A 12,175-nucleotide genomic window follows, 5' to 3' on the forward strand; every position below is an offset into this window, starting at 1 on the left:
AGTCCCTTTCAAAATCGCATCGGTGCTTTACAAAGCAGCAGCATTTGCAGTAAAATTCCGCACCATTTTGAAATAAGCTGGCGTTGATGCCAGCGGCAAACCGAATTTATTAAAGGTGAGAGTTACATGCCGGTAATTAAAGTACGTGAAAACGAGCCGTTCGACGTAGCACTGCGTCGCTTCAAACGTTCATGCGAGAAAGCAGGTGTTCTGGCTGAAGTTCGTCGTCGTGAGTTTTATGAAAAACCAACGACCGAACGTAAGCGCGCTAAAGCTTCCGCTGTGAAACGTCACGCGAAGAAACTGGCTCGCGAAAACGCACGCCGTACTCGTCTGTACTAATCTGTTGAGGGCCACAGCCCTCAATTGACAGACAGAGTTGTAGTCGTAAGGCCGTGCTTCCGGAAGGAATGCGCGGCTTGTTTTCGTTTATAAGTCGCTTAAATTTTTGGGGCATATGGCCGGAAGAATCCCACGCGTTTTCATCAATGACCTGCTTGCCAGAACCGACATCGTCGATCTCATCGACGCGCGGGTGAAGCTAAAAAAGCAGGGCAAGAACTACCATGCGTGCTGTCCGTTCCATAACGAAAAAACCCCCTCTTTCACCGTAAACGGTGAAAAACAGTTCTACCATTGCTTCGGCTGTGGCGCACACGGTAATGCCGTCGATTTTTTGATGAACTACGACAAGCTCGAGTTCGTTGAAACCGTCGAAGAGCTGGCGGCGATGCATAACCTTGAAGTGCCGTATGAAGCAGGCAGTGGGCCAAGTCAGATCGAGCGCCATCAGCGGCAAACGCTGTACCAACTGATGGATGGCCTGAATTCGTTTTACCAACAGTCTCTTAAGCACTCTGCGGCTGAGCCTGCGCGTCAGTATCTGAACAAGCGCGGACTGAGTGACGATGTGATTGCGCGTTTCGCTATTGGTTACGCCCCGCCCGGCTGGGACAACGTGTTAAAGCGTTTTGGCGGCAATAGCGAAGATCGTAAATCCCTCATCGACGCAGGCATGCTGGTCACCAACGACCAGGGACGAAGCTACGACCGCTTCCGTGAACGGGTGATGTTCCCGATCCGCGACAAGCGTGGCCGGGTGATAGGTTTTGGTGGTCGCGTGCTGGGTGATGCCCTGCCGAAATACCTTAACTCCCCGGAAACCGATATTTTCCATAAGGGCCGCCAGCTTTACGGTCTTTATGAGGCACAGCAGGATAATGCGGAACCTCCGCGTCTTCTGGTCGTCGAAGGCTATATGGATGTTGTTGCGCTGGCGCAGTACGACATTAACTATGCCGTTGCGTCGCTGGGAACGTCCACCACGGCGGACCATATCCAGCTGCTGTTCCGCGTCACCAACAACGTGATTTGCTGTTACGACGGTGACCGCGCAGGACGCGACGCCGCCTGGCGAGCGCTGGAAACCGCGTTGCCGTATATGACCGACGGGCGTCAGCTACGCTTTATGTTCCTGCCCGACGGTGAAGACCCGGATACGCTGGTGCGTAAAGAGGGCAAAGCGGCGTTTGAAGCGCGGATGGAGCAGGCTCAGCCGCTCTCCACGTTTCTGTTTAACAGCCTGATGCCGCAGGTTGATTTGAGTACCCCTGACGGGCGCGCGCAGCTCAGCACGCTGGCGCTGCCGTTAATCAGCCAGGTGCCCGGCGAAACGCTGCGCATCTATCTGCGTCAGGAGTTAGGCAACAAGCTCGGCATTCTGGATGACAGCCAGCTTGAACGTTTAATGCCGAAACAGGCTGAAAACGGCACGGTACGCCCCGCGCCTCAGCTAAAACGCACAACCATGCGTATACTGATAGGGTTGCTGGTGCAAAACCCCGAACTTGCTCCGCAAGTGCCGTCGCTGGCGGGTTTGAACCACGAAAAATTGCCCGGGCTTGGCTTATTTTCAGAATTGGTCAACACTTGTTTGTCTCAGCCAGGTCTGACCACCGGACAACTTTTAGAGCATTATCGCGGCACAAAAGAGGCCGCTACCCTTGAAAAACTGTCGATGTGGGACGATATAGCAGATAAGGATATCGCAGAAAAAACGTTCACCGACTCGCTCAACCATATGTTTGATTCGATGCTTGAGTTGCGCCAGGAAGAGTTGATAGCTCGCGAGCGCACCCATGGCCTGAGCAGCGAAGAACGCCGGGAGCTCTGGATGATTAACCAGGAACTGGCGAAGAAATAAAAAATTTAACGGCTTAAGTGCCGAATATCGATCGGGAAGCCCCCGGCAGCCGCACTGAGAGGCAGCGGCAAAAATATAAGTACGCCCTCGCTTTAAAGGTTGGCAGCCCATCGCCGACACCAATCAAACGAATTAAGTGTGGATACCGTCTTATGGAGCAAAACCCGCAGTCACAGCTGAAACTTCTTGTCCAACGCGGTAAGGAGCAAGGCTATCTGACCTATGCCGAGGTCAATGACCATCTGCCGGAAGATATCGTCGATTCAGATCAGATCGAAGATATCATCCAAATGATCAATGACATGGGCATTCAGGTGATGGAAGAAGCACCGGATGCCGATGATCTGTTGCTGGCTGAAACCTCCAACAACACTGACGAAGATGCGGAAGAAGCTGCTGCACAGGTCCTGTCCAGCGTGGAATCTGAAATCGGGCGTACCACTGACCCGGTCCGCATGTACATGCGCGAAATGGGTACCGTTGAACTGTTGACCCGCGAAGGCGAAATTGACATCGCAAAACGCATCGAAGACGGGATCAACCAGGTTCAGTGCTCTGTTGCCGAATACCCGGAAGCGATTACCTATCTGCTGGAGCAGTACGATCGCGTTGAAGCGGAAGAAGCGCGTCTGTCCGATCTGATCACTGGCTTTGTCGACCCGAACGCTGAAGAAGATATGGCGCCAACCGCCACTCACGTCGGGTCTGAGCTGTCTCAGGAAGAGATGGATGACGACGAAGACGAAGATGAAGAAGAAGAGGACGACAGCAGCGACGATGACAACAGCATCGACCCTGAACTGGCGCGTGAGAAGTTTGCCGAGCTGCGTACCCAGTACGAAGTGACGCGTGACACCATCAAAGCGAAAGGCCGCAGCCATGCCGCCGCTCAGGAAGAGATCCTGAAGCTGTCTGAAGTGTTCAAACAGTTCCGCCTGGTGCCAAAACAGTTCGACTACCTGGTGAACAGCATGCGCGTGATGATGGATCGCGTACGTACCCAGGAACGTATCATCATGAAGCTGTGCGTTGAACAGTGCAAAATGCCGAAGAAGAACTTCATTACCCTCTTCACCGGCAATGAAACCAGCGAAACCTGGTTCAACGCCGCTATCGCGATGAACAAGCCGTGGTCTGAAAAGCTGCACGACGTGAAAGAAGACGTACAGCGCGGCCTGCAAAAACTGCATCAGATTGAAGAAGAGACCGGCCTGACCATCGAGCAGGTGAAAGACATCAACCGTCGTATGTCCATCGGTGAAGCGAAAGCCCGCCGTGCGAAGAAAGAGATGGTTGAAGCGAACTTACGTCTGGTTATCTCTATCGCCAAGAAATACACCAACCGTGGCCTGCAATTCCTGGATCTGATTCAGGAAGGCAACATCGGTCTGATGAAAGCGGTAGATAAGTTTGAATACCGTCGTGGTTACAAGTTCTCCACCTATGCTACCTGGTGGATCCGTCAGGCGATCACCCGCTCTATCGCAGACCAGGCGCGCACCATCCGTATTCCGGTGCATATGATTGAGACCATCAACAAACTCAACCGTATCTCTCGCCAGATGTTGCAGGAGATGGGCCGCGAGCCGACGCCGGAAGAGCTGGCTGAACGCATGCTGATGCCGGAAGACAAGATCCGTAAAGTGCTGAAAATCGCTAAAGAGCCAATCTCCATGGAAACGCCAATCGGTGATGATGAAGATTCGCATCTGGGTGATTTCATCGAGGATACCACCCTCGAGCTGCCGCTGGACTCTGCCACCACCGAGAGCCTGCGTGCCGCTACGCACGACGTGCTGGCTGGCCTGACCGCCCGTGAAGCCAAAGTGCTGCGTATGCGTTTCGGTATCGACATGAACACCGACCACACGCTGGAAGAAGTGGGTAAACAGTTTGACGTTACCCGCGAACGTATCCGTCAGATCGAAGCGAAGGCGCTGCGTAAGCTGCGCCATCCGAGCCGCTCTGAAGTGCTGCGTAGCTTCCTGGACGATTAATCGGTCCTGAAATGAAAAAGCTCCCAATCGGGAGCTTTTTTTTTGTTTATTCCCTCTCCCTGTGGGAGAGGGTCAGGATGAGGGCATCAAGCCGCAGAGGAGCTAAAGCCCCCTCACCACCAGCGCCTCATCCAGTTCCCGATACGCCTCCACCAGCTTGTCCAGCGTCGCCCTGTTCAGCCCGCTCGGGTTTGGCAGCACCCACACCTGCGTTACGCCAATGGTAATGTTCTGCTTACCCCAGCTGGCGCCGCGCTGGCTGAACGCCTGCTCGTAGGCCTGCTTGCCGAGGATCGCCAGCGCCGCGGGCTGATAGTCTTCAATTTTCGCGATCAGCTCACGTCCGCCAGCGCGCAGCTCATGCAGATTCACTTCGCTTGCCTGTACCGTGGGTCGCTCGACCAGCATGGTGATGCCACAGCGCGTATCCAGCAGCTGCTGCTCTTCTTCCGGCTTAAGCTGTTTGTCGGTAAAACCGGCCTGGTGGATCACCTTCCAGAAGCGATTTCCCGGATGAGCAAAGTGAAAACCGGTGTGCGCCGATGACTTACCCGGATTGATACCGCAGAACACCACCCGCAGGCCAGGGGCCAGAATATCGTTGATCATCTCTACTCCTGTCTATGCATCTTAAGGTAAGTATAAAGGATTGATTATGCGTTGTTTATAAAAACAGCAGGCAGGTGTGAATGGCTGGATTGCTGAGGGGAGTTACTTTATAATTCACCGCCACGGCCCCTTAGCTCAGTGGTTAGAGCAGGCGACTCATAATCGCTTGGTCGTTGGTTCAAACCCAACAGGGGCCACCATAAATCAAGGGCTTGCGATGATTCGCAAGCCCTTATTACTTTCCAGGATACCTATAGGATACCGCCACTGAGTATTTATAGGTAATCCTGCATATCTTCAGATAATTTAGTTGCTAAACTATTTTCTCGACAATTTTATCAACCAAGCTATCAAACTGATCCCCAAGAACATCTATGTATTTTTTAATAGCTAGTATTCTCACCACTTCCTCCTCGCATTCCACTTCTTCTGAAATTGTTTTTGTATAGAAGTGATGATCTTCAACGCCTTTTCTTTGTATTAGCCAATCAAAATCAATTCCATATTCTTGCTGTAAAAATTCTTTAACAGCAGCATGTTGGTAAACCTCAACTTCCGGAGGACGATTGCCAGGAAAAGAAAATAAGTTCCCTCTAGGATCCTCACCTACATCAGCATCCCTAACTGCAATAGCATTTAGTCCAGATTTACTCAAAATCTCTACTGCCTTTCTTACGGCAGTTTTATCACCAACATCAGTAATCTGAATGGATTTGAGGATGTCTCGCCTTTTCAGCCTTATTACTTGGCTAAGTAGTACCTTAGCAAAATGATCCTCAACACAAACATGCAGCCCTTTAAAATGACCGTCTGAGAGTATTGATCTTATGTGCGTTGTTGAAATGCCGTCTTTTATATCCACGCCAGTTTCATCACGAATCAATAATTTACGAGCCTCTGGAGGCAATGCATTTAAAATAACACTAGAATGAGTAGAAAGAATAATTTGATGTTTTCTCCGCTCACAAACCTCCATAAGATATTTCGTAAATTCATATTGCGCACTTTCATGAAGAGACGTTTCTGGCTCTTCTAAAACAAATAAGCTCTGTTCCGGGGATGTTTCTAACATATCAACGGTATAAAGCACCCGACCTTCGCCAAAGCCCATGTTATTTTCTGAATATGAATATCCAAGTCTTTCAACCATCCCTATTTCTGTCTCTCGTTTTCTATGCGATATTCCCTGAAATGCAACATCGTCATATGGATGACCGATAATTTTAGCCATCCTTGATATTATCTCTTGGTCAACATTCCTTCTCACTGTCAAATCGAAATCCCTTCCCCCATAGACACTGAGATCACGACGCTCAACTTTTGGAATGTATACAGTAAAACCTATATAATAACAATGTCTCTCCGGCTGACGTTTATATCCAGACCAAGAAGATTTTATACGTGAAACGGTTACATCTTGAGTTCTATTAGGGTCATTGGTTTCATATTTATAAATGACACTTGAATCCATTTTAAATGGACTCGGATCAGCTTTTGATACGGGGAAAAAGTCTTTTATATAAAGCCGTTTATAATCTTGTGCTGTTACCGGTTTTTTATATGCACAAATAGCTAATTGCCCAAGAGTACTTTTACCTGCGCCATTTAAACCAGAAATTGCCGTCACAGGAAAATCCAAGCTCAGAGTAATATCCTCTATACCTCGAAAACCTTTAATATCTATACTTCTCAGAGCCGAGCCAAAATTAGCATATTTATTTCTTGGAGAGTACTTACTTTTCAATTTACTTCTTATATCAGCCATACAAATCCCTATTCTGCTGTGTAATAGCCTAAATTAAAAACATTTTTAGACTATCAGATCCTTTTTAAGCTTTCTATGCTTGATTTTGTAGTATGTAAACCCAAGTAACCTCAAGATGCAGCATGATAGTACTCAAACAAGTTACCCCGGCTGCGGCCCTAAGTACAGGCTCCTGCAACTTGAAGCATCAATGGTTGTTTATCGTCTGGGGTTTTCCGGTTTACGCCACTGATAAGGTGGAGACTTCATGCGTTGGCGGTGCCGCTGTTTAGCGGCCAACACCATAGCTGTTTTAGTGCGGATTACCAGCTTATCCTGCCCGTTAAGTTCATGGCCCTCGCGACTAGCAATCTCTTCCAGGGCAGCGATAAGTAAAATTTTATTCATATGAGCCTCTATTGCTGATCTTCTGCATAAATCCCGGCGGAGATAATTGCGCCGCCAATTTCCCGTTGCCCATAAAGCAGGGGAACGGGATTGCCAGATGCTGTCGTGTTAACGGGACCACCAAACGCATAGGAGGGTTTGTTATCAGGTTCCTGACGCATTCGCAGGCCTGATACCTGCGGGGAAAGTAACTGGACTACTCCACCCAAGGCCATTGATGCTCCAACAAGGCCAATGTTTAATGCAGCGCCCTTCCCAATCAGTGCGGCACCTGCTGGACCAAGAGCTATACCACCAGCAATCAATGCTACACCGAGAACAGCCTGGAACAGACCTGCCCGCTTACTTCCTCGTATTACCGGAATAATTCTCAGCTCATCACCCGGCCCCAGGAGTTCAAACTCTTCGTGTCCGATATTGCGGCGATCCCGGAAAATAACAAAATCCAGCCCCTTTGCCCGAGCCTCACGCAGGTAAGCATCAAAGCCATCAATGGTGTTAGATAGCGCCCTGAATACTTCATTGGCAGACGTTAACGCGCGGCGATGTGTCCTGCCAAATCGCTGAGCCATTGAGCCGCTGAGTTTTATCGTGGTTTTCATAGTAGTTAATACCTGTTGCATATTACCCCCTGTCAGATACCGTTAAATGTCGCCAACCGTTGTTTGTGGTTGTCGCTCATATCGAAAGCAAAATCCTCGTGCTCAGCCTGGAAGGTACCGAACGCCATCAGCGCGGATACAGCCGGGTCTATCTTGTTGGAGGATTTCTTCTTGTTGGGCTTAATGTTGGCGTTGGCATCCGTCTCCATCACCACGTTACCAATCGCCCAGGACAAAACAGGATCGCCGCGATGGCGCACTACCTTACGGTTAACGAACACCTCAAATGATTTCGCCACCGGACTGAACTTGAGATAGGTTTGCGGGAAAGGCTCCACATCAAGCCCTGCTCCCTGTAGCTGGGTGCGCAGGTGCGTGGCGTTCCACGTATCGAAACCCACCAGCCGGATATTGAATGTTTCAGCGTCGTGCAGAATATCGTCACGGATGCGGTCATAGTCGATGCAGTCGCCGGGGGTAGTGCGTATCCATCCCGCTTTTACCCACTGGCGGTAGATGGCGCGGTTTTTGTTGGCGACGTTAAGTAGCTGGGCTTCCGGCAGATAATGACGGGTCAGCAGGCGGATCTCCCTGTCGAACGGGAAAGCGTAACTCACGCTGGTGATGTCGCTGGTAGAGGACAGGTCAAACCCGGCGTAGCACTCCATTCCGGCCAGATCGTCTTCGTTATAGTCGAGCGCACAGGCATCCCATGCACCGGCACCCATCCACGGCGTGGAGCCCTGACACCAGATATTGAAACGTTTGGTCAGCATTTCCACCCACTGCGACGGTATGCCCCGCGCTTTCTGGATGGTGGATTCCAGTTTCGCTGAGTCAACGGACACATGCAGGTTAGGGTTAGCCTTGATCCACATTTCAGGCTGCTCAACCTCGCTTTCGTCGTCCAGTTCGTAGATCAGGACAAACAGCGAATCGTTGCTCTCTTCCCCGGCCAGAATCTGGCAGCAGTAGTCATAATGCTGTTTACAGGCAGAGACAACGTTACTCCCGGCGGTAGTGATGGCGAACAAAATCGCCTCCGGACGTGCGCCCATACCCAGCTCGAGGGCGGAATAAACGCCGTTATCCGGGTGAAGGTGGTATTCATCGACAATCGCCAGACTGGGGTTAGTCCCTTCAATGGTGGCCGCTTTCGCCGCCAGCGGCTTTAACAGGCTGTTGCTCTTCGGAAAAATGACCTTATGCGCCTGGATATTGACGCGCTTTTTCAGCGGTTTCGACAGCAGGCACATCTGGCGGGCATCGTCGAACACGATTCGGGCCTGATCCCGGCTTACCGCCGCCGTGTAGATATCCTGCTGGCCCTTCTCCATTACCAGAAACCAGTTAGCCAGCATGGCGGCTACGGTTGATTTGGCGTTCTTGCGCGGCACCTCAATAAAGGCGCTGCTGTACTTACGGCGGCCTGACTCCCTGACTTTAAAGCCCAGCAGGTTAGCAAAAGCGAACTGTTGCCACGGCTCCAGCTCGATTGGCTGGCCCCGCAGCGGGCCTTTGACGTGCGGACAGAGCCGGGAGAAGGCGATAAACCGCTCCACGGTCGCCGCGTCGAACACATAGCGGGGGTCATTCAGGTCTGAAAAGTACCTCTCAACGGCCTGTTTCACGCGCTTACAGGCCGGAATTTCACCCGATTTAATGGCGTTTGCGTAATCATCCCAGACGGTCAAGATCGTCCTCCTCTTCCGTTTCTACCGGATTGCGGCGGCGGCTTACCGGATCAAAGCCCAGGAGCGACGACATTTTTATGAGAATTTTTTCGGCATCCGCTTTTGCGCTCAGTGCCGGGTTACGGCTCTCACCGCCCTGGCTGTTCACTATGCTGAATCCCCGCGTGGCAAGGTCTTCCACGGCTTTGCGGTACATCGAGTAATTGACGCAATACAGCTCAAGGTTGTTCCAGTCGGCAGGCGTCAGATCACCGCGCTCCGCCAGCTGCTTCGCCTTTGCTTTCCACTGCTGCGCCGCGATCTCATCAAGATAGGCGGGCGGTTTGGGTGGTCTTGCCATAACTTACTGTTTACCTGTCTGTTTTATTTTCAAAAAAAACACTGTGCGTAAAAATTTGAGGGGGCGGGTGGTGCCTTGCGGCTGGGGTTTTGTCCTGAAAACCTCCCCCACCCCGTCCATGCGGCCTGTCAGCGGTTGCGGAAGCATTCCATCACCTCCCGCTCACGTTCGCTCATGCGCTTCACTGGCTGGCGCTCATTGCGTCTGGTGCGGGCCCGCACAAAGCCATCACGGCATCGGGCCAGTGACTGATACAGATTCACCACGTCTTTCTCATTCATCGCTGGCCTCATACATCCAGTTATTACGCTGTGCTGCCCGCTCTTCCTGCTCGATGTAGAGCCCTGCTTTACGATTCGCTTTGGTGATGGGGTCCTGCTGCGTGGTCTTCTGGTTATGATGTGTCTGGCATAACGGCTGGTGGTTCCACTCCGGCCAGAACAGAACATCATCACCGCCATTGATAGGGATGATGTGATCGACAATCTTTGCAGGAACGTAGAGGCCCAGCTTCTGGCACTCAACACAAAGGGGGTGACGTTTCAGATACTGAGCGCGGTACTTCTCCCATGAGGCAGAGTAACCACGGGCGCGCCGATGGCCGCGTCTGGCATCCTGCTCCCGCCACGCTTCCCGCCTGTGCTCGTCACACTTGCCGGACCTTACCCGCTTATTACATCCCGGCTCATTGCACCGGCGTAGTGGTTGCCACGGCATCAGTACACCCCCACATCACGATAGACAGACCACAACGCAGAGACAGCCATCGGTATCTCTTTGGCGTCGGTATCACCAATCATCGTGCGGTACTCGTACAGCTGAGATACGTACATCAGACAGCCAATCTTGATAGCTGGCGTAAACTCCAGCCCGTTATCAAACCGCTTGCCGATATGCTTCTGGCAAACCTCCAGCGCCGCATCGATGTACGCCTGTATCAACGTATCTTCGTAATCATCATCAATACGGCAATGCAGCTTTGCTTCATCTAGGGTGATTTCAGTAGTCATTTCTCGGTCCCCTGTTTGCAGAGAATCTCAAGGCGCGTCATACCTGAGTCCGGTATGGGCGGCCCGATAATGTTGAGCGTCGCCCCGGCAAACGGGCCAGTCAGCACCTTCAGACGGTTGGCAGCAGTAATATCTCGACGGAAACGCACCCAGACACGGATCGTTGCTTCAGCAACCTCGGCACCAGCCGCTACCAGTTCACGACCGCTGATCCCCTTAACCTCAGCCCAGATGGTTTCCCCGTCTTCCCAGATCTGAATAACCTGACCAGATGGATCTCTGTGAGTAGTGAATACCCGGATAGTTACCCGGTTTCTCAGTCCCCCGGCTCTCATGCGTCACCTTCCTTGCCGTCCTTACTGATCTTCACTTCCTGCTTCCATGCCTGGCTAAACTCATCACCACCGTCACGCGGCGGCATCCCCTCACGCTCACGGGCTTCGTTCGGGTTCATGATCCCGTTCTTGATGCCTCGCTCATAAGTGGCGTAACGCTCGGTTGGCGTGGCGCGGAGAAGGTCAGCAGAGTCAAACTCCACCTGATAGCGGCTTCCCGGAACCGGGGAGGCCACCAGCAGCGCAGATTTGATTTGTTGTTCGAAGTTCGCCAGCCACGGGCGCATGGTCATGGTGAGAAAGGCGCGGCTCGCTTCGCTAAAGTTGCTGTAGGTGCTGTTGCTGTATTCCTGGAGGAAAATAGGCGACACGTTGAACATGCGGGCAATGTCTTCGATGGTGAAGCGGCGAGAGGCCAGCCATTCGGCATCCTGGTTGCTCATACCAAGCTGCTTGTAGTCCATCCCACCTTCAAGGATCGGCACTTTCCCAGCATTTTTAGCGCCTTTGTACCGATCCAGCGCATCCATAGCCTGCTTGCCCTTCACGCTGTCGAGATACTCATTTGTGGTTATGACTCCCGCCGCCATCATGCCATCTTTCATAACGCTGGCACCGTGGCGCTGCTGAGCCAGACCTAACCCCAGCGCCTCGCGGCAGATGGAAATTGGAGAGCGCCCCAGAAAACCATCATCGGTGGCATAGCGAAGATGCAAAATCTCTTCCTGGAGGTAAGTGCGCACAGCCCCGGTAAACGGCTCAGTAATGGTGTATTTGTACTTATGCTGGCCGATACGCTCAGGAACAACCGCCCCCGGCGCATACGGATGCAGGGATTGCGGCTGACCGTCGCGCCCCCACTGGATCACCGCATAGGCGTTACCGTTCAGCAAACAATGACGCATCATTGTGCGTTTAAACTGGTAAGGCGTCTGGCAGTCGTTCGGCTGCTCGTTCAGGAGAAAATCCACCGGGTGATTGCTCAGCCACTCCCGCGCCTCACGACCATTATCATTACGGACGCGGTAGAGGTAGCAGGGCATTGTCGCCACCGCCTCACTAATAACTGACACGGCGTTCATCACCGCAGGCAGAGATTCCGCAGTACCCGCAGACACATACTCGCCTGATCCGGTATTTGGAATCCCTGCCATCGCCAGCCACTCATCAATGGTCATGCTGCGCTGTTCGGAGGATTCAGACTTACGGCCAAACGGCCAGATATTCCACATA

Annotated in this window: 14 protein-coding genes and 1 tRNA gene; 4 read left to right on the plus strand and 11 right to left on the minus strand. The window is 52.0% G+C overall.

From position 1 onward, the window contains the following. Positions 1-126: 126 nt before the first annotated feature. From rpsU to rpoD, 3 genes are all read left to right on the plus strand, one after another. The gene (gene rpsU, locus L463_RS22035) at positions 127-342 is read left to right on the plus strand and encodes a 30S ribosomal protein S21 (protein WP_001144069.1); all 216 of its coding nucleotides are present in this window, start codon (positions 127-129) and stop codon (positions 340-342) included. A gap of 115 nt (positions 343-457) precedes the next feature. After that, positions 458-2,203 (plus strand): DNA primase, encoded by a 1,746-nt coding sequence (dnaG, locus tag L463_RS22030; RefSeq protein ID WP_003862574.1) that lies wholly within the window; start codon positions 458-460, stop codon positions 2,201-2,203. A 152-nt stretch (positions 2,204-2,355) separates the two neighbouring features. Further along, positions 2,356-4,200, plus strand: coding sequence for an RNA polymerase sigma factor RpoD (rpoD, locus tag L463_RS22025; protein ID WP_015571912.1), 1,845 nt, complete (start codon positions 2,356-2,358; stop codon positions 4,198-4,200). A gap of 102 nt (positions 4,201-4,302) precedes the next feature. Here the strand turns inward: rpoD and mug are convergent, their stop codons facing one another. Next, positions 4,303-4,809 (minus strand): G/U mismatch-specific DNA glycosylase, encoded by a 507-nt coding sequence (gene mug / locus L463_RS22020; protein ID WP_017384024.1) that lies wholly within the window; start codon positions 4,807-4,809, stop codon positions 4,303-4,305. 124 nt (positions 4,810-4,933) lie between these two features. On the opposite strand from mug, the gene L463_RS22015 reads away from it, so the two are divergent. After that, a tRNA-Ile gene (locus L463_RS22015) sits at positions 4,934-5,009 on the plus strand. Positions 5,010-5,122: 113 nt separating this feature from the next. On the opposite strand, the gene L463_RS22010 is transcribed toward L463_RS22015, so the two are convergent. From L463_RS22010 to L463_RS21970, 10 genes are all read right to left on the minus strand, one after another. Beyond that, positions 5,123-6,574 (minus strand): ATP-dependent nuclease, encoded by a 1,452-nt coding sequence (locus L463_RS22010; protein ID WP_032673034.1) that lies wholly within the window; start codon positions 6,572-6,574, stop codon positions 5,123-5,125. A 198-nt stretch (positions 6,575-6,772) separates the two neighbouring features. Continuing rightward, a complete protein-coding gene (locus tag L463_RS22005; RefSeq protein WP_032673037.1) occupies positions 6,773-6,961 on the minus strand; it encodes a hypothetical protein in 189 nt (62 codons plus the stop codon). An 8-nt stretch (positions 6,962-6,969) separates the two neighbouring features. Next, a complete protein-coding gene (locus tag L463_RS22000) occupies positions 6,970-7,584 on the minus strand; it encodes a tail assembly protein (RefSeq protein ID WP_023309411.1) in 615 nt (204 codons plus the stop codon). 11 nt (positions 7,585-7,595) lie between these two features. Next, positions 7,596-9,257 carry a terminase large subunit gene (locus L463_RS21995; protein WP_032673040.1) on the minus strand — a complete coding sequence of 554 codons (1,662 nt, stop codon included), beginning with the start codon at positions 9,255-9,257 and terminating at the stop codon, positions 7,596-7,598. Next, positions 9,241-9,597: a phage terminase small subunit P27 family gene (locus tag L463_RS21990; RefSeq protein WP_032673043.1), complete on the minus strand. Its 357-nt coding sequence runs from the start codon at positions 9,595-9,597 to the stop codon at positions 9,241-9,243. The genes L463_RS21995 and L463_RS21990 overlap by 17 nt, the downstream gene beginning before the upstream one ends. Positions 9,598-9,725: 128 nt before the next feature. Further along, positions 9,726-9,878, minus strand: coding sequence for a hypothetical protein (locus tag L463_RS24405; RefSeq protein WP_162184623.1), 153 nt, complete (start codon positions 9,876-9,878; stop codon positions 9,726-9,728). Beyond that, entirely contained in the window at positions 9,871-10,314 is a 444-nt protein-coding gene (locus L463_RS21985; RefSeq protein WP_032673045.1) for an HNH endonuclease signature motif containing protein, read from the minus strand. Before L463_RS21985 ends, L463_RS24405 begins: the two co-directional genes overlap by 8 nt. Beyond that, positions 10,314-10,607, minus strand: coding sequence for a head-tail connector protein (locus tag L463_RS21980; protein ID WP_032673046.1), 294 nt, complete (start codon positions 10,605-10,607; stop codon positions 10,314-10,316). Before L463_RS21980 ends, L463_RS21985 begins: the two co-directional genes overlap by 1 nt. Further along, complete coding sequence (locus L463_RS21975; protein WP_032673047.1) at positions 10,604-10,942, minus strand: phage head closure protein; 339 nt, start codon at positions 10,940-10,942, stop codon at positions 10,604-10,606. Before L463_RS21975 ends, L463_RS21980 begins: the two co-directional genes overlap by 4 nt. Then, complete coding sequence (locus L463_RS21970; protein ID WP_032673048.1) at positions 10,939-12,174, minus strand: phage portal protein; 1,236 nt, start codon at positions 12,172-12,174, stop codon at positions 10,939-10,941. Before L463_RS21970 ends, L463_RS21975 begins: the two co-directional genes overlap by 4 nt. Position 12,175 lies beyond the last annotated feature (1 nt).

Origin of the sequence: Enterobacter sp. BIDMC 27, assembly GCF_000534415.1 — a bacterium.
GTDB lineage: Bacteria > Pseudomonadota > Gammaproteobacteria > Enterobacterales > Enterobacteriaceae > Enterobacter > Enterobacter hormaechei_C.